Source organism: Mesorhizobium sp. B2-3-2, assembly GCF_006442295.1.
GTDB lineage: Bacteria > Pseudomonadota > Alphaproteobacteria > Rhizobiales > Rhizobiaceae > Mesorhizobium.
Genome location: NZ_VFWA01000003.1, coordinates 411,273 through 428,273, shown reverse-complemented (window position 1 = coordinate 428,273; position 17,001 = coordinate 411,273). Strand labels below are relative to the sequence as shown.

Sequence of the window (17,001 nt, the reverse complement as noted above, 5' to 3'; positions counted from 1 at the left end):
CGTGGCCGAGGTCAAGATCCGCAACGACATCCGCTTTATCCTCAACGGCAGGGAGGTCGTACTGTCGTCCGTGGCGCCTGACGCGACCTTGCTCGACTGGCTGCGGCTCGACCGGTCGCTGCGCGGCACCAAGGAAGGCTGCGCGGAGGGCGATTGCGGCGCCTGCACCGTGCTGGTCGGCAGGCTTTCCGCCGGCGAACTGGTCTATGAAAGCGTCAACGCCTGCATCCGCTTCCTGGGTTCTCTGGACGGCACTCATGTCGTGACGGTCGAGCATCTCCGTGGAGCGCCGGGCCAGTTGCACCCGGTGCAGCAGGCGATGGTGGATTTCCACGGCTCGCAATGCGGCTTCTGCACGCCGGGCTTCGTCATGTCGCTTTACGGCCTGTGGATGAAATCGCCGGACCCGTCGGACGCGGCCATCGAAAAGGCCTTGCAGGGCAATCTCTGCCGCTGCACCGGCTATGAGGCGATCATGCGCGCGGCCCGCGCCATCTCCAGCTACGGCAAAGCGCAGCAGGATCCGCTGGCGTTGGAGCGTCGGTCGATCACGGCCAGGCTGGAGGCGATGCGCGACGGGGCACGGATCGAGATCGGCGCCGGCAAGGCGCGGCTCGTCGTGCCGGCTGACGTGGACGATTTCGCCGCCGTGCTCGACAAGGAACCGGGCGCCACCATCGTCGCCGGCTCGACCGATGTCGGTCTCTGGGTGACCAAGCACATGCGCGATATTTCGCCCGTCATCTTCATCGGCAATCTCGACGGGCTGTGCGCCATTGCCGAGGACAAGGGCGTGATCTCGATCGGCGCCGGCGTCACCTATTCCGATGCCTTCGCGATGCTGTCTAAACGCATCCCGGCGCTCGGGCCATTGTTCGATCGCATCGGCGGCGAACAGGTGCGCAACATGGGCACGATCGGCGGCAACATCGCCAACGGCTCGCCGATCGGCGACACGCCGCCGCCATTCATTGCGCTCGGCGCGCGGCTGACGCTGCGCCGTGGAAGCAAGCGGCGCACGCTTCCGCTCGAGGATTTCTTCATCGCCTATGGCAAGCAGGACCGGCAGGCCGGCGAGTTCGTCGAGGCCGTGCATGTACCGGTGCCGGCAAACGAAACGAAGTTCGCCGTCTACAAGATCACCAAGCGCCGCGACGAGGATATCACCGCCGCACTCGGCGCGTTCTTTCTGGTCTTGGCCAAGGACGGCACGGTTGCGGATATCCGCATCGCCTATGGCGGCATGGCGGCGACGCCGAAGCGGGCGGCGGCGGTCGAGAAGGCTCTGCTCGGCAAGCCCTGGACCGAAGAAACGGTAGAAGCGGCGATGGCCGAATATGTAAGGGATTTCACGCCGCTCACCGACATGCGGGCAAGCGCTGAATATCGGGCTTTGGCGGCGAAAAACCTGTTGTTGCGTTTCTTTGTCGAAACCACCGGCACCAAGGCACCATTCCAGGTGTCGCGCAACGAGGCGGCATGATGAACAAGCACGCCGCATCAAATCTAAAGGCCGAGAAGATCGTCGGCGGCGTCGCCACCGACCAGCGCCATGATTCCGCGCACAAGCATGTCAGCGGCAGCGCCGTCTATATCGACGATATGCCCGAACCGGCGGGCACGCTGCATGGCTGCCTCGGCCTTTCCACGGCGACCCATGCCACCATCGTCCAGATGGACCTTTCGGCGGTGCGCGCCGCGCCGGGCGTCGTCGATGTGCTGACGGCAAAAGATGTGCCGGGCGAGAACGATATTTCGCCGACCGGCCGCCATGACGAGCCGATACTCGCAGACGGCAAGGTGCAGTTTTTCGGCCAGCCGATTTTCTGCGTGATTGCCGAGACGCGCGAGCAGGCGCGGCGCGCCACGAGGCTGGCAAGGGTCGAATACGAGGAATTGCCTTTCGTCACCGACATCGGCGCGCTTGATCCGAGCAAGGACAAACTCGTCACGCCGCCTCTGACGCTGAAACGCGGCGACGCGGCTGCTGCGATCCGTCAGGCCCCCCGCCGGCTGAAAGGAAAGATGCGCGTCGGCGGCCAAGAGCATTTCTACCTCGAAGGCCATATCGCGATGGCGGTTCCGGGCGAGGATCAGGACGTCACCATCTATTCCTCGACCCAGCATCCGAGCGAAGTCCAGCACATGGTTGGTCATGCCCTCGGCGTGCCGAGCAACGCCATTACTGTGGAAATGCGCCGCATGGGCGGCGGCTTCGGCGGCAAGGAAACGCAGGGCAACCAGTTTGCAGCGCTGGCCGCGATCGCCGCCAAGAAGCATCACCGGGCGGTGAAAATCCGGCCGGATCGCGATGACGACATGATCGCCACCGGCAAGCGGCACGATTTCCTCATCGACTATGAAGCCGGCTTCGACGATGAGGGCAATATCCTCGGCGTTGACTTCATGTTCGCGGCGCGCTGCGGCTTTTCCGCGGACCTTTCCGGCCCTGTTACCGACCGCGCGCTGTTCCACTGCGACAACACTTATTTCTGGCCGGCGGTGCATGCGCAGTCGGCGCCGCTCTATACCAACACGGTCTCGAACACCGCTTTTCGCGGCTTCGGCGGCCCGCAAGGCATGGTCGGCGCCGAGCGCATCATCGACGAGGTGGCGTTTGCCGTCGGCAAGGACCCGCTCGACATCCGCAAGCGGAATTTCTACGGAACCACCGATCGCAACGTCACGCCCTACCACCAGACGGTCGAGGACAACATCATCCACCGCATCGTCGCGGAACTGGAAGAGAGCGCCAATTACGCTCGCCGCCGGCGCGAGATCTCGGCCTTCAACAACAACAGCCGATTCATCAAGCGTGGCCTCGCGCTGACGCCGGTCAAGTTCGGCATCTCGTTTACCGCTACCCACTACAACCAGGCCGGCGCGCTGGTGCATGTCTACACTGACGGTTCGGTGCATCTGAACCATGGCGGCACCGAGATGGGGCAGGGCCTCAACGTCAAGGTGGCGCAAGTGGTGGCGCAAGAGTTCCAGATCGATCTCGACCAGGTGAAGATCACCGCGACGACCACGGGCAAGGTGCCGAACACCTCGGCTACCGCCGCGTCGTCCGGCACCGACCTCAACGGAATGGCGGCGCAGAACGGCGCCCGCCAGATCAAGGACCGGCTGACCGATTTCGCCGCCGAGAAATACCAGGTGCCGCGCGACCAGGTGCTGTTCCTGCCCAACAGGGTGCGCATCGGCAACCAGGAGATACCTTTCGCCGACCTCGTCAAGCAGGCCTATATGGCCCGCATCCAGCTTTCGGCGGCCGGCTTCTACAAGACGCCGAAGATCCACTGGGACCGCGACAAGGGCGAGGGCCGTCCCTTCTATTATTTCGCCTATGGCGCCTCGTGCTCGGAAGTCTCGGTCGACACGCTAACCGGCGAATATGTGGTCGAGCGCACCGACATCCTGCACGAGACCGGCCGCTCGCTGAACCGCGCCATCGACCTCGGCCAGGTCGAGGGCGGCTTTATCCAGGGCATGGGCTGGCTGACGACCGAGGAACTCTGGTGGGATGACAAGGGCCGGCTGCGCACGCATGCGCCATCGACTTACAAAATCCCGCTGGCGTCGGACCGGCCAAAGATCTTCAACGTAACGCTGGCCGACTGGCCGGAGGCCGGTGAGCCGACGATCCATCGCTCCAAGGCGGTCGGCGAGCCGCCCTTCCCGCTCGGCATGTCGGTGCTGCATGCGCTGTCAGACGCGGTGGCCAGCGTTGCCGATCACAAGATCTGCCCGCGTCTCGATGCGCCTGCGACACCGGAACGCGTGCTGATGGCAATCGAGCGACTGAAGAGCGAGGCGAAGGCCTGAATCCGGCAAAACGTGTAAAAAGGGCCGAAAAAGCCTATATTTCCCAACAGGGAATGTGAAAATGAACGCGAAAGTGCAAAGCCTGAAAGCTTTTCTCGCCAGCGCTGGCCGGGTCGCCCTGGTTGAAGTGGCCGGCACCAAAGGCTCGACGCCACGCGAGAAGGGCGCCTTCATGCTCGTCTCGCAAGCGGCGATATCAGGCACGATCGGCGGCGGCCAGCTCGAATATATGGCCATCGACAAGGCACGGCAGATGCTGGGTGGGGAAGCGGCTTTCGCAGGCTCCCGGACGACGACGTCCGACCCTCCCAAGAAGGGGGAGGGTGAAGAGACCCGCCCCGATGCCGGCGTGATCCTCGACGTGGCGCTCGGCCCGGAGATCGGCCAATGCTGCGGCGGGCGCGTCGAAGTGTCGATCCGCCTCGTCGATGCGACGTTGGCGCAGGAACTGATTTCGGCCGCGGAAGTCGAGCAGGCTGAACTGCCTTATGTCTACATCTTCGGCGGCGGCCACGTCGGCCAGGCGCTGGCCTCCGCGCTCGCCCTTCTCCCTGTGCGCGCCGTCGTCATCGAAACACGGGCCGACGCGCTTGAAGGAATGCCGCAAGCCGTCGAGACGCGGCTGACCCCGATGCCTGAAGCCGAGGTGCGCAACGCGCCCGCAGGCAGCGCCTTCGCCATCCTCACCCATGATCATGCGCTGGACTTCCTGATTGTCGCCGAAGCCCTGAAGCGTGGCGACACCGCCTATGTCGGCATGATCGGCTCAAAGACCAAGAAAGCGACGTTCAGGAACTGGTTCCTGAAATCGGCTGAGGGCACGGAAGCGCAGTTTGCCCGCCTGGTTTCCCCAATTGGCGGTGATGCCGTGAAGGACAAGCGCCCGCCCGTCATTGCCGCGCTCGCGGCAGCCGAAATCATGACGGCGCTGGTCAATCACGGCGCCGGGTCAAATGCCGAACGGCCGCATGATAGGATCATGGCTGGCTAAGGTTACCTCCTGCCTACACCGGTCGTTTCAAGCCCAGATGGTCACGCAGCGTGCGGCCTTCGTAATCCTTGCGGAACAGACCGCGCCGCTGCAGCTCCGGGACGACCAGCGTGGCAAAGGCATCGAGTTCGCCGGGGAACCAGGACGGCATGACGTTGAAACCGTCGGCGGCACCGCCCTCGAACCGCGCCTGCAACTCGTCCGCGACCTGGGCCGGCGTGCCCACGATGCGCCAATGGCCGCGTGCACCGGCGAAATGGCGAGCAAGCTCGCGGATGGAAAGGCCGTCGCGGCGCGATTGCTCGATGACCAGGGCCTGCCGGCTTTTCATGCCTTCGCTATCCGGCAGTTCGGGCAGTGGCCCGTCGAGCGGATAGCGCCGAAGATCGGAGATGCTGAGATAGCTGGACAGCAGAGCCACGCCGACGTCGTCGGGGATCAGCTCCTGCAGCTCCTCGTATTTCGTCCGCGCTTCGGCCTCGGTTTGCGCCACCACCGGGGCGACGCCGGGCATGATCTTGATGTCGTCCGGTTCGCGTCCATAGGCCGCCAGACGACCCTTGAGATCGTCGTAGAAAGCCTTCGCTTCCGCAAAAGTCTGCGCGGCCGTGAACACCACATCGGCGGTGCGTGCGGCGAGGTCGCGCCCGACATCCGAGGCGCCGGCCTGGACCATGACCGGCGCGCCCTGGGGCGAATGCGGCAAATCGAGTGGGTCGCGCACCGAAAAGCTCTGGCCGTCATGGCCGGAAGCTCCGCCGGGGGCACCGCGCCAGAGCGCGGTGACCACCTGTGCGAACTCACGCGCGCGCTCGTAGCGGTCGGCATGCGGCCGCAAGCCAGTCGCGCCGAAATTGGCGGCCTCGATCGGGCTGGCCGACGTGACCAGGTTCCAGCCGGCGCGCCCGCCGCTCAGACGATCGAGCGACAGGAAGGCTCGTGCCAGCCCGTAAGGCTCGTTGTAGCTGGTCGAAGCGGTGGAGACGAGGCCGATGCGACTGGTCTGGACGGCGAGTGCGGAAAGCAGGCTGATCGGCTCGAAGCCGATCGAGCGCGAGGTCTGACTGGCGATGTTGACGTCCGCTTCGCGCAGGCCGGCCGCATCCTCGCAGAACAGCAGGTCGAATTTCGCCGCTTCCGCCGTGCGCGCCAGCGCGATGTAGTGATCGATGTCGATCCCGGCCTTCACATGGGCCTTGGGGTGCCGCCAGGCGGCTATATGGTGGCCTGTCGCCCACAGAAACGCGCCAAGCTTCATCTGGCGCGCGGTCATCGGTCGCCTCCCCCGCTGAGTCCCAGATGCGAGCGCAGCTTTGTGCCCCCATAGCTCTGTCGAAACAGACCGCGCCGCCGCAGCTCCGGCAGAACGCGATCGGTGAAATCGTCGAGCGCTGAAATATGCGCGGACAGCCGGATATTGAATCCGTCGCAATTGTTCGCCCGGAATTCTTCCTCCATCCTGTCGGCCAGCCCGCCGACGCCATTGGCGGCGAGGGATATGTCAGCCAATATCCTCACGGCATCCGGTTCGCGCCCGGACGCGGAAACGCGGCGCCTGAATTCGTCATGGCGTGCCTTGCGCCGCGCTGCCCGCCTTTCGTCCAGCAGGATGACATCGGCTGTGCGCGCGGCAATGTCGAAGTCGCCTGCCGCCAGGCCGGACAGGACCAGCACCGGCGTGTCTTGCGGCGAACGCGCCACGTTCAGCGGTCCGCGCACGGCGAAGAATTCGCCCTTGTGGTCGAGCAGGTGCATTTTCCCGGGATCGTGGAAGCGGCCGCTGTTCTTGTCGAACAGCAGCGCGTCCGCCTCCCAGCCGTTCCACAAACTCTGGACGATGCCGATATATTCCTCGGAGCGGCGGCGAAAATCGTCGCTGGGAAATCCATCCGGCCGGCTGAAATTGGTCGCCTCGCGCGGCGTCTGCGCCATCGTTGCGTTCCAACCGGCGCGGCCGTGGCTGATGATATCGAGCGAGGCGAACCGGCGCGCCAGATTGTAGGGCTGGTGGGCAACCGTCGAGGCCGTGGCGACCAGCCCGATCCTGCTCGTCACCGTCGCCAGTGCGGCGAGCAGCGTCGTCGCTTCGAACAAGCAGCCGGACCCGGCCTTGTCCGGCGCCGTATCGTCGAGGACAATCATGTCCAGCCCGGCCGCTTCCGCCCGCTGCGCAAAGCCGGCCAAGTCGCTGAAGGTGAGCGCGCCGGCCTGCCCGGCCGTGGAGGCAATGTTGAGCGAAACGGTGAGATGCATTGCGGTTAGCTCGTCAGTCGGCGCAAAGCCCATCGACCATGAGGCGGCATCCGCGAACCTAAGTTCGCCTTCGCGCAAGGCAACCCTTTCGACTGGGCCAGGAGCCGCTCACTTGCCGGCCAGTATATCCTTGATCAGCCGCTGGCAGCGCTCGGCCATGAAATCCAGCAGAAGGCGCACCTTCGGGTCCTGCAGCTTCTTGTGCGGATAGACGGCGGCGAACTGCACCGGCGTCGGCGGTGTGGCGGCCAGGATGATCTTCAGCCGCCGGTCGCGGATGAACGGCTCGACCTCGAAGCGCGGCTTGTTGATGATGCCGCGCCCCGACAGCGCCCAGCCGGTCAGCACGTCGCCATCGTCCGTATCATAAGGCCCGTGCACCTCGAATTTCTGCGGCCCGTTCGGCGTCTGCAAGGTCCAGACATATTCGCGCGCGCCGGAATAGCGCAGCATCAGGCAATCGTGCTTCCTGCTGATCAGTTCCTGCGGCTCGGCCGGCTCTCCGCGCGCCTCCAGATATTTGGGCGCTGCGACCAGCACCCGCTCGCATTCCATGATGCCGCGCATCCTGAGGCTGGAATCCTCGATGATACCGAGCCGGAAGGCGACGTCGATGCCCTCTTTCATGATATCGACATTGTGGTCCGAGAGCCTCAGCCGCACCTCGATATCAGGATATTTGTCGTGGAAATCGGGAATGCCCGAGGCGACCAGGCGGCGGCCGAGGCCGAGTGGCGCGGTCACGCGGATGGTGCCGCGCGGCTGGCCGGAAAGGGCCGAGACCGCGGCCTCCGCCTCGGTGATCGCTTCCAGCACCTGCTTGGCGCCGGTGTAGAAGACCGTGCCATGCTCGGTCGGCATCAATTGTCGTGTCGTGCGGTTGAACAGCCGCACACCAAGGTGCTTCTCCAGCTCCTTGATGCGGTTGGAAGCAACTGCCGGCGAAATGCGCATGTCGCGCCCGGCCGCCGACAGATTGCCGAGCTCGACCACGCGGACGAAGACGGCGATGTTGTCGAGATAGGCCATGCGGTTCAGTGGCTTTCAATCAAGCGGCGTGCGAGCAACCTAGTATTTTCCAATTTTTTTTGAAAGTCATCGCACACCTCGCCTCTTTCCGTTTGCGCGCCACACCGTAAAGTCGCTTCATCGGCAGGGACGACTTCAATGATGGATTTCGCTATTTTCTGGGACTGGCTGAGCTTTGCCGTGCGCTGGCTGCACGTCATCACCGGCATCGCCTGGATCGGCTCCTCCTTCTATTTCGTCGCGCTCGATCTCGGTTTGCGCCAGCGACCGGGCATGCCTGCCGGCACCTTCGGCGAGGAGTGGCAGGTGCATGGCGGCGGCTTCTATCACATCCAGAAATACCTGGTCGCGCCGGCCGAGATGCCGGAACACCTCACCTGGTTCAAATGGGAATCCTACGCCACCTGGCTGTCCGGCTTCGCCATGCTGTGCGTGGTCTACTATGCCGGAGCCGACCTGCTCCTGATCGATCCCAACGTGCTGCCGATGTCTGTACCGGTCGGCATCCTCCTGTCGCTGGCGACGATCGGCGTCGGCTGGGTGGTCTATGACCTGCTCTGCCGTTCGCCGCTGGGCAAGAGCGATACCGGCCTCATGCTGGTGCTCTACTGCGTGCTGGTGTTCATCGCCTGGGGGCTGACCCATCTGTTCACCGGCCGCGCCGCTTTCCTGCATCTGGGCGCCATCACCGCCACGATCATGTCGGCCAATGTCTTCATGGTCATCATCCCCAACCAGAAGATCGTCGTCGCCGACCTCATCGCCGGCCGCAAGCCAGATCCGAAATACGGCAAGATCGCCAAGCAGCGTTCGCTTCACAACAACTATCTCACGCTGCCGGTGTTGTTCCTGATGCTGTCGAACCATTATCCCCTGGCGTTCGGCACTGAGTTCAACTGGATCATCGCCTCTCTGGTGTTCATCATCGGCGTGCTGATCCGCCATTACTTCAACACCGTTCACAAGCGCGCCGGCAACCCGCACTGGACCTGGCTCGGCGCCCTTGTCCTGTTCCTCGTCATCATTTGGCTGTCCACCGTGCCGAAGGTGCTGACCGGCGAACCGAAGGCGTCCGCCTCGGCGCAAATCTATGTCGCCTCGGCCCATTTCCCGGCGGTGCGCGACACCGTGCTCGGCCGCTGCTCGATGTGCCATGCCCAGGAGCCGGTCTATGAGGGCATCTACCATGCGCCCAAGGGCGTGATGCTGGATACCGACGCCAACATCGCCGAGCATGCCCGCGAGATCTATCTGCAGGCCGGCCGCAGCCATGCCATGCCGCCCGCCAATGTCAGCCAGATCACAGACAAGGAACGGGCGCTGCTGGTGGCCTGGTTCGAAGGCGCGGGGAAATAGGCATGACATCGACGCTTCTGCGTGGCCGCACGCTGTCCTTCGTGCGCTGGCCCGAAACCATCGATGATCATTCCGCCTGGCGCTACGAGGAGGATGGCGGCCTGCTGATCCGCGACGGCAGGATCGTCGCCGCCGGCGCTTACGTCGATGTTGAAAGGCAGGCAGGCGAGGCAGCGAGAAGGATTGATCACCGGCCGCATCTGCTGCTGCCGGGCTTCATCGATGCCCATGTGCATTTCCCGCAGATGCAGATCATCGCCTCCTACGGCGCCGAACTGCTCGACTGGCTGAACGCCTACACCTTCCCGGAGGAGACGAAATTCGCCAACGCGCAGCATGGCCGGCGCGTCGCACGGCTGTTCCTCGACGAGATGGTGCGCCACGGCACGACGACGGTGGTCGCCTACTGCTCGGTGCACAAGGCGTCCGCCGAAGCCTTCTTCGCCGAATCGCATGACCGCAACATGCTCAACATCGCCGGCAAGGTGATGATGGATCGCAATGCGCCCGATGGCGTGCTCGACACGCCGCAATCGGGCTATGACGACAGCAAGGCGCTGATCAGGGAGTGGCACGGCAAGGGCCGGCAACTTTATGCCATCACCCCTCGCTTCGCGATCACCTCGTCGCCGGAGCAGATGGAGATGGCCGGCGCGCTATGCCGCGAACATCCCGACCTGCATATCCAGACGCATCTGTCTGAAAACCATGCCGAGATCGCCTTCACGCAGGAGCTTTATCCGTGGTCGCGCGACTACACCGATGTCTACGAGCATTACGGGCTGCTGGGGAAAAAGAGCCTGCTCGGCCATTGTATCCATCTGTCGGAGCGGGAGGCGGACGCGCTTTCGGACTCAGGCTCCGTAGCCGTGTTCTGCCCGACCTCGAACCTGTTCCTCGGCTCTGGCCTCTTCGATTATCAGCGCTACCGCACCCGCGATAAAGCCCTCCGCATCGCCGCCGCCACCGATGTCGGCGGCGGCACCAACTATTCCATGCTGCGCACCATGGACGAGGGCTACAAGGTGATCGCGCTGAACGGCGAGAAGCTGAACCCGTTCCAGTCCTTCTGGCAGGTCACGCGCGGCAATGCCGAAGCGCTGTCGGTGGCCGACAAGATTGGCACGCTGGATGAAGGCACCGACGCCGATATCGTTGTGCTGGATGCCAGAGCGACGCCTGCAATGCGGCTCAGGATGGAGACCGCCGAGACGCTGGCGCAGGAACTCTTTCTTTTACAGACGCTGGGCGATGACCGCGCCGTGCGCGAAGTCTATGTGTCGGGACGGGCTGCCAAGAGCGACATAGCGATTTAGGATGTGTCGACAAGTTCCTTGACCCGGCGGCAACCATCGGTCAAAGCGTGCGGCGACGTTGACAGGGGAACGACATGGCCGTTGCCGAAGACATCGCTCTGATCAAGAGACAGGAGGAAGTCCTTGTCTTTCCCGCCTTCGACGAGGCGGTCGCGTTCAGTATCGGCGCCGCGATCCGCGACCGGGCGCTCGCCGAAAATCTCCCGATCATCGTCGATATCAGGACCTTCGACCGGCCGCTGTTCTATGCCGCAATGCCGGGCTCGAACGCTTCCAACCCCGACTGGGCGCGGCGCAAGATCAATGTCGTCAGGCGGTTCCTGAAAAGCACCTACCGCATGGTGCTGGAACAGCAGCGTCCCGATCGTACTTTCAAGATCGGCGAGGGGCTGGATAGTGCCGACTACGTGCTGGCTGGCGGCGGCTTCCCTGTGACTGTGAAGGGCGCCGGCGTCATCGGCGTCATCGCTGTATCGGGCCTGCCAGAGCGCGAGGATCATGGCGTGGTGGTCGATGCTCTGTGTGATCATTTGGGCATCGACAAGCGCGAGTTTTCGCTGCCGCCCGAGGAAAAATCGTGACGTTGACGCCGCCCCTCATCCGCCTGACGGCACCTTCTCCCCGTATAGTGACGGGGAGAAGGAATGCTCACCAGCGCCGGCGACCCCCTCTCCCCGTCTCTTTACGGGGAGACGGTGAGGGGCAGCGCCGACGGTTGCTCAATTCGAAAGACGCCGATGGCGCCAGAGGATGACCTTGTTCGACCCCAAATCCTTTCTCGTTTCAATCTTCGACGCGGCCGTCGCCGCCGCCGATCCGGAGCGCACCATCCGCGATCATTTGCCGGTCAGGCCCAAGGGCCGCACCATCGTCATCGGCGCCGGCAAGGGCTCGGCGCAGATGGCGGCGGCCTTCGAGAAGGCATGGGACGGCCCGATCGAAGGACTGGTCGTCACCCGCTACGGCTATGGCGCGAAATGCGAGCGCATCGAGGTCATCGAGGCGGCGCATCCGGTGCCGGACGCCGCCGGGCTCGAAGCTTCGCGGCGGCTGCTTGAGAGGGTGCAAGGGCTGACATCAGACGATCTGGTGGTGGCGCTGATTTCCGGCGGCGGTTCGGCGCTGCTGCCGTCACCGGCAACTGGCCTGACATTGGCGGACGAGATCGCCGTCAACGAGGCGCTGCTGGCGTCGGGCGCGCCGATCGCGGCGATGAACACCATCCGCAAGCATCTTTCCACCATCAAGGGCGGCCGGCTGGCCGCCGCCGCCTGGCCGGCCAAAATGGTGTCGCTGGTGGTTTCCGATATTCCCGGCGACAATCCGGCGCTGGTCGCCTCCGGCCCGACCGTTCCCGATACCGGCAGCCGGGCGGATGCGCTGGCCTCGATATCAGCCTACGGCATGAACCTGCCGGCCTCGGTCATGGCGCATATCAATTCACCGGCCGCCGATGCACCAGTTCCCGGGGATGAGCGCTTTTCGCGCAACGAGGTGCATCTGATCGCCTCCGCCGGCGTGTCGCTCGAAGCAGCCGCAGCGGAAGCGGGCCGACAGGGCATCGAGGCTGTCATTCTCTCAGATGCCATCGAAGGCGAAGCCCGCGAGGTGGGCGGGGTTCACGCCGCCATCGCGCGCGAAGTGGCGACACGCAACCGGCCTTTCTCAAAGCCGGTGCTGATCCTGTCCGGCGGTGAGACCACGGTGACGCTGCGTGCCAAGGGGAAAGGCGGCCGCAACTCCGAATTCCTGCTCGCCTTCGCCATCGGCATCAATGATGTCAAAGGCATCGACGCCCTGGCCGCCGACACCGACGGCATCGACGGCTCGGAGGACAATGCCGGCGCCTTCGCCGATGGTTCCACGGTCTCGCGCATGCGCGCGGCCGGCATCGACGCCAAGGCGATGCTGGCAGGCAACAACGCCTGGACGGCTTTCAACGCGGTCGGCGATCTGTTCGTGCCTGGCCCGACCGGCACCAATGTCAACGATCTCCGGGCGATTCTGATCCGCTAATCGCTCGGATCAGGCAGCCATCAGCCGCTTCACCTGCTTCATGTCGTCAAGGAACCGTTCTTGCTCGGCCTCCTTGTCCGCACGGTCACGGATGCGCAGGATGAAGGAGGGATGGATGGTGATGAACACACGCATGCCATCTTCCCGCTCGATCACCTGGCCGCGCATCTTCGTCACCGGAACCGCCTTGCCCAGCAGCGACAATGCCGCCGTTGCGCCAAGCGCCACGGCAAGGTTCGGTTTGATCAGTCCGAACTCCTGGTCGAGCCACCAGCGGCACGCCTGAACCTCACCCGCGTTCGGCTTGGAATGGATGCGACGCTTGCCGCGCGGCTCGAACTTGAAATGCTTGACCGCGTTGGTGACGTAAACTTTTTGGCGGTCGACTCCGGCGTCGTCCAGTATGGCGTCGAACACTCTTCCGGCCGGGCCGACGAAAGGAGCGCCGGCGAGATCTTCCTGATCGCCGGGCTGCTCGCCGACGAAAATCACCTTGGCGCCGTCCGGCCCTTCGCCGAACACGGTCTGCGTCGCGTCCCGCCAGAGCGGACAGCGACGGCAGCCTTTCGCCGCTTCGCGCAGTTCGGCAATCGTCTTGGCGTCGTCATCCTCCGGGAGGCCGGCCGGCTGACGCTTTGGCCAATGCCGCGCCTGAATCTTGGCGTGGTGCGGCGCGGGTGCCGTCGGCATTCTGGCAATCATGGCTATAGCGGCCTTGTCCGCTCCTGCGATCAAATCAGGAATGAGCGAGGCCTCGGGAAGGTTCCGCCAATATTTCTTCGGCATCTCCTTCTGCATGGCTTTCACCTTGAGCCGCGCCGGGTTGAAGATGTTCTCGAAATAGGTGCGCCACAGGGCTTCGGTGTCGTCCTGCGCGGGCGCATCGCCCTTGACCGCCCCCGGCCCGATCGCGAGCCTCTCGCCATCCCAGTCTGCGGATGCATAGGGCGTCAGAATCGTCCAGTGCATGCCGGTGAAACGCCGCACGAAGAAATCGGCATTGCGCTCGACGATGTAATGATCGGGCTCGAACCAGGCGACGTAGTGCTCTTCGTCGCCATCACCGATCTTTCGGAAGCGGACGAAGGCATGCATCTTGTGGCTGTCGCGCCGCACCGCCTTTTCCATGGTCTCAAGCCGCCTGATGTCGGGATCCGATGCAATCGCCAGAAGCTTGGGTTCAGTGCGCAACCGCCACAGCAGCCGGTAGAGAAAGGCAAACCGGCCGGGGTCGGAATGGCAGAAGGCGGTTTCGGCATGGCCGATGAAATCGCGCGGAACCACGAGTTGTGCGCCCTGCGGCACGTTTGGCAAATCGCTCAAGGGCCGATCGGAACCGGCTGCGACATGCCAGCTGATGTCCTCGGGCCTGACCTCGTTCAGTGCCAGCCGTCGCGCCGCGTCGCGCCAGCCGGCGAAGTCGGTCTCGCTTTCGAGCCAAACGCTGTGGCGGGTGAGATCGAGTTCACCGGGCTGCATGGTCAAAACAGCGCCAGTTGTTCGCAGGATTGCACGATCTTGCCGCGCAGGCCGGCCTTGTCGGTCAGCGCGCCTGGCGACCAGCCTTCTGCGACGATGAAGGGCCGGAGCTTGGCGATGGAATGGCAGAGCCGGCCGACATCCTCGAGCCGCAGCCGTCGGTGGCGGCGCGTCTCCAGGATTTTTGCGACCACCTTGGCGCCGAGACCTGGAACGCGCAGCAGCAACTCGCGATCGGCGCGGTTGACGTCGACCGGAAAGCGTCCTCGGTTGCGCAGCGCCCAGGCAAGCTTCGGGTCGATCGTGAGGTCAAGCATGCCGTCGCGGCTGCCGGCCAGGATTTCGGGCTGCGAGAACCCATAGAACCGCATCAGCCAGTCGGCCTGGTAAAGTCGGTGTTCGCGCATCAACGGAGGCTTCTGCAGCGGCAGCGACGACGAGGAATCCGGGATCGGGCTGAAGGCCGAATAATAGACCCGCCGCAGGTGATAGCTGCCGTAGAGCCGGGCGCTGGTGTGCAGGATGCCGTCGTCGGAGGTCTTGTCGGCGCCGATGATCATCTGCGTCGACTGGCCGCCCGGCGCGAAACGTTCGTGCTTTTTGGTCAGCGTCGGCTCGGCTTTTTCTTCCATCTTCCGGCGCAGCCTGGCCATGGAAAGGCGGATGGTTTCCGGCTTCTTTTCGGGCGCCAGTCGCTTCACACCCTCATCGGTGGGGAGTTCGACATTGATCGACAGCCGGTCGGCATAGAGGCCTGCCTTCTCGATCAGTTCCGTCGAAGCCTCCGGGATGGTTTTCAGGTGAATATAACCCGAGAACTTCTCTTCCAGCCGCAGCTTCCGCGCCACTTCGACCATCTCGCCCATGGTTTCATCAGGCGAGCGGATGACGCCTGAGGACAGGAACAAGCCTTCGATATAGTTACGTCGGTAGAAATCCATGGTCAGCTTGACCACTTCGTCGATGCTGAAGCGGGCGCGGCGCACATTGGAGGAAGAGCGGTTGATGCAATAGCTGCAATCATAGATGCAAAAATTGGTGAGCAGGACTTTCAACAGCGAAATGCAGCGGCCATCGGGTGCGTAGGAATGGCAGATGCCCATGCCTTCGGTGGAGCCGATGCCGCCGGATTTCAGCGAATCCTTTTTCGCCGCGCCTGATGAGGCGCAGGAAGCGTCATATTTGGCCGCATCGGACAGGATCGCAAGCTTTTCGCGGATGGTGAGCGCGCTCATACGTTCATGATATGTTCCGAAACGGCGCTGCGCCACCTAATTTGAGGGCGGCGGCGAAAAAGTGATCGCCGCGCGATCACTATGGCATCAGACCTCGTGCAGATAGAGGTGATAGTCCAGCTCGCTGACCGTGCGCGCGACGCGCAGGTATTCGGACTGCTTGATCGCCACGAAGGTGCGGTGCAGATCCTCGCCAAGCGCAGCTTTGAGGAAGCTGGATGCTCTGGCCGCCTCGATCGCCGCGCGCCAGTCGACCGGCATGGTCGTGCGCGTCACCGCCGCCTCATAGCCGTTTCCGGTCGTCTCGGGGCCAGGATCGAGGCCTTCGTCGAGGCCTTTGACGATGCCGGCAAGCACGGTTGCCGCGATCAGATACGGATTGGCGTCGACGCCCGACGGCCGATGCTCGATGCGCCGGTTCCTGGCGTCGCCCGCCGGCACGCGCAGCGCCACCGACCGGTTGTTGACGCCCCAGGTCGGCGCCACCGGCGCATAGGATTGCGAGACGAAGCGCCGCCAGGAATTGGCGTGCGGCGCAAACACCAGCATCGATTCCGCCATGGTCTGGATCAGGCCGCCCAGCCCGCGCAGCAGCGGCAGCGACCAACTCTCGCCGCCGGCCTCCGAAAAAACGTTTCGGCCGGCCTTGTCCTGCAGCGAGACGTGGAAATGCATGCCGGAGCCGGCATATTTCTCGATCGGCTTGGCCATGAAGCAAGCGGTGACGCCATGGCGGCGCGCCTGCGCCCGCACCAGCCGTTTCAGCATGACGAGGTCGTCAGCCGCCCGCATCACATCCTTGCGGTAGTTGAGCGTCAACTCGTACTGGCCGGGCGCATATTCGGAGATCACGGTCTCCGCCGGAATGCCCTGTGCCTTGGCCGCGGCATAGATGTCGGAGAACAGCGGCTCCATGCCGTGCAGATGGTCGACCGAGTAGACCTCGGTCTTGCCCGAGACGCGGCCGTCCAGCACGGCGCGCGCCGGCTGCACCTTGCCGTCGCTGTCGCGTTCATTGGCGAGGAGAAAGAACTCGAGCTCGAAGGCGCCGGCCGGGTACAGCCCCTTGGACGCCAATATGTCGACCTGCCTTGCCAGCGCCAGCCGTGGGTCCGATGCCATCGGCGCGCCGTCGAGATGATACATCGCCATCAATACCTGGCCGCGCGGCGGGCTGGTGCCGTGGAGCGGCACCAGGGTACCCGGGATTGGCCAGGCGCGCAGATCGCCGTCGCCGGTGGTCCAGATCAGTCCGGTTTCGTGCACGTCCTCGCCGGTGATGTCGAGGCCGAGGATCGAGATCGGCATGTGCCGGCCGCCTTCGAAGATGGCTTTCAGCTCGTGCCGGCGCACGATCTTGCCGCGGCCGACTCCGTTGGCATCGGTCAGCACGATGTCGAAGGCTTCGATCTCGGGATGGGCGTCGAGAAAGGCTTGCGCTTCGGTGGGCGAGGAGCCGGAAGGTGAGGTGACGGTGGCACTATCCATGGCCGCTTTT

13 protein-coding genes are annotated in these 17,001 nt (G+C 64.1%); 7 read left to right on the top strand and 6 right to left on the bottom strand.

Features of this window, described 5'->3' with window-relative positions; translation table 11 throughout:
* Position 1 precedes the first annotated feature (1 nt).
* The 3 genes from xdhA (at position 2) to xdhC (ending at position 4,819) form a co-directional block, all read left to right on the top strand.
* Entirely contained in the window at positions 2–1,483 is a 1,482-nt protein-coding gene (xdhA, locus tag FJ964_RS10700) for a xanthine dehydrogenase small subunit (RefSeq protein WP_140550352.1), read from the top strand.
* Positions 1,483–3,828, top strand: a complete 2,346-nt coding sequence (gene xdhB, locus FJ964_RS10695) for a xanthine dehydrogenase molybdopterin binding subunit (protein WP_140550497.1) — start codon at positions 1,483–1,485, stop codon at positions 3,826–3,828. The genes xdhA and xdhB overlap by 1 nt, the downstream gene beginning before the upstream one ends.
* Positions 3,829–3,889: 61 nt before the next feature.
* A complete protein-coding gene (gene xdhC, locus FJ964_RS10690) occupies positions 3,890–4,819 on the top strand; it encodes a xanthine dehydrogenase accessory protein XdhC (protein ID WP_140550351.1) in 930 nt (309 codons plus the stop codon).
* Between the two features lie 13 nt (positions 4,820–4,832).
* Here xdhC and FJ964_RS10685 read toward each other — a convergent pair whose 3' ends face one another.
* The 3 genes from FJ964_RS10685 to FJ964_RS10675 all read right to left on the bottom strand — a co-directional run bounded on the left by FJ964_RS10685 (position 4,833) and on the right by FJ964_RS10675 (position 8,101).
* Complete coding sequence (locus FJ964_RS10685) at positions 4,833–6,092, bottom strand: LLM class flavin-dependent oxidoreductase (protein WP_140550350.1); 1,260 nt, start codon at positions 6,090–6,092, stop codon at positions 4,833–4,835.
* Positions 6,089–7,072, bottom strand: coding sequence for an LLM class flavin-dependent oxidoreductase (locus FJ964_RS10680; protein ID WP_140550349.1), 984 nt, complete (start codon positions 7,070–7,072; stop codon positions 6,089–6,091). The genes FJ964_RS10685 and FJ964_RS10680 overlap by 4 nt, the downstream gene beginning before the upstream one ends.
* A gap of 108 nt (positions 7,073–7,180) precedes the next feature.
* On the bottom strand, positions 7,181–8,101 hold the full coding sequence (locus FJ964_RS10675) for a LysR family transcriptional regulator (protein WP_140550348.1): 921 nt from the start codon (positions 8,099–8,101) through the stop codon (positions 7,181–7,183).
* 138 nt (positions 8,102–8,239) lie between these two features.
* Here FJ964_RS10675 and FJ964_RS10670 point away from each other — a divergent pair, with 138 nt between their 5' ends.
* The 4 genes from FJ964_RS10670 to FJ964_RS10655 all read left to right on the top strand — a co-directional run bounded on the left by FJ964_RS10670 (position 8,240) and on the right by FJ964_RS10655 (position 12,789).
* Complete coding sequence (locus tag FJ964_RS10670) at positions 8,240–9,457, top strand: urate hydroxylase PuuD (protein WP_140550347.1); 1,218 nt, start codon at positions 8,240–8,242, stop codon at positions 9,455–9,457.
* Between the two features lie 2 nt (positions 9,458–9,459).
* The gene (gene guaD, locus FJ964_RS10665; protein ID WP_140550346.1) at positions 9,460–10,773 is read left to right on the top strand and encodes a guanine deaminase; all 1,314 of its coding nucleotides are present in this window, start codon (positions 9,460–9,462) and stop codon (positions 10,771–10,773) included.
* Between the two features lie 74 nt (positions 10,774–10,847).
* On the top strand, positions 10,848–11,354 hold the full coding sequence (locus FJ964_RS10660) for a heme-degrading domain-containing protein (RefSeq protein ID WP_140550345.1): 507 nt from the start codon (positions 10,848–10,850) through the stop codon (positions 11,352–11,354).
* A gap of 169 nt (positions 11,355–11,523) precedes the next feature.
* The gene (locus FJ964_RS10655) at positions 11,524–12,789 is read left to right on the top strand and encodes a glycerate kinase (RefSeq protein WP_140550344.1); all 1,266 of its coding nucleotides are present in this window, start codon (positions 11,524–11,526) and stop codon (positions 12,787–12,789) included.
* Between the two features lie 9 nt (positions 12,790–12,798).
* On the opposite strand, the gene FJ964_RS10650 is transcribed toward FJ964_RS10655, so the two are convergent.
* The 3 genes from FJ964_RS10650 to FJ964_RS10640 form a co-directional block, all read right to left on the bottom strand.
* On the bottom strand, positions 12,799–14,268 hold the full coding sequence (locus tag FJ964_RS10650) for a UdgX family uracil-DNA binding protein (protein ID WP_140550496.1): 1,470 nt from the start codon (positions 14,266–14,268) through the stop codon (positions 12,799–12,801).
* 2 nt (positions 14,269–14,270) lie between these two features.
* A complete protein-coding gene (locus tag FJ964_RS10645; RefSeq protein WP_140550343.1) occupies positions 14,271–15,503 on the bottom strand; it encodes a putative DNA modification/repair radical SAM protein in 1,233 nt (410 codons plus the stop codon).
* 87 nt (positions 15,504–15,590) lie between these two features.
* A complete protein-coding gene (locus tag FJ964_RS10640) occupies positions 15,591–16,991 on the bottom strand; it encodes a glutamine synthetase family protein (RefSeq protein ID WP_140550495.1) in 1,401 nt (466 codons plus the stop codon).
* Positions 16,992–17,001 lie beyond the last annotated feature (10 nt).

Coding starts and splice junctions, on each gene's coding strand:
- xdhB (WP_140550497.1), top strand. CDS start 1,483: ATGAACAAGCACGCCGCATCAAATCTAAAGGCCGAGAAGATCGTCGGC.
- xdhC (WP_140550351.1), top strand. CDS start 3,890: ATGAACGCGAAAGTGCAAAGCCTGAAAGCTTTTCTCGCCAGCGCTGGC.
- FJ964_RS10685 (WP_140550350.1), bottom strand. CDS start 6,092: ATGACCGCGCGCCAGATGAAGCTTGGCGCGTTTCTGTGGGCGACAGGC.
- FJ964_RS10680 (WP_140550349.1), bottom strand. CDS start 7,072: ATGCATCTCACCGTTTCGCTCAACATTGCCTCCACGGCCGGGCAGGCC.
- FJ964_RS10675 (WP_140550348.1), bottom strand. CDS start 8,101: ATGGCCTATCTCGACAACATCGCCGTCTTCGTCCGCGTGGTCGAGCTC.
- FJ964_RS10670 (WP_140550347.1), top strand. CDS start 8,240: ATGATGGATTTCGCTATTTTCTGGGACTGGCTGAGCTTTGCCGTGCGC.
- guaD (WP_140550346.1), top strand. CDS start 9,460: ATGACATCGACGCTTCTGCGTGGCCGCACGCTGTCCTTCGTGCGCTGG.
- FJ964_RS10660 (WP_140550345.1), top strand. CDS start 10,848: ATGGCCGTTGCCGAAGACATCGCTCTGATCAAGAGACAGGAGGAAGTC.
- FJ964_RS10655 (WP_140550344.1), top strand. CDS start 11,524: ATGACCTTGTTCGACCCCAAATCCTTTCTCGTTTCAATCTTCGACGCG.
- FJ964_RS10650 (WP_140550496.1), bottom strand. CDS start 14,268: ATGCAGCCCGGTGAACTCGATCTCACCCGCCACAGCGTTTGGCTCGAA.
- FJ964_RS10645 (WP_140550343.1), bottom strand. CDS start 15,503: ATGAGCGCGCTCACCATCCGCGAAAAGCTTGCGATCCTGTCCGATGCG.
- FJ964_RS10640 (WP_140550495.1), bottom strand. CDS start 16,991: ATGGATAGTGCCACCGTCACCTCACCTTCCGGCTCCTCGCCCACCGAA.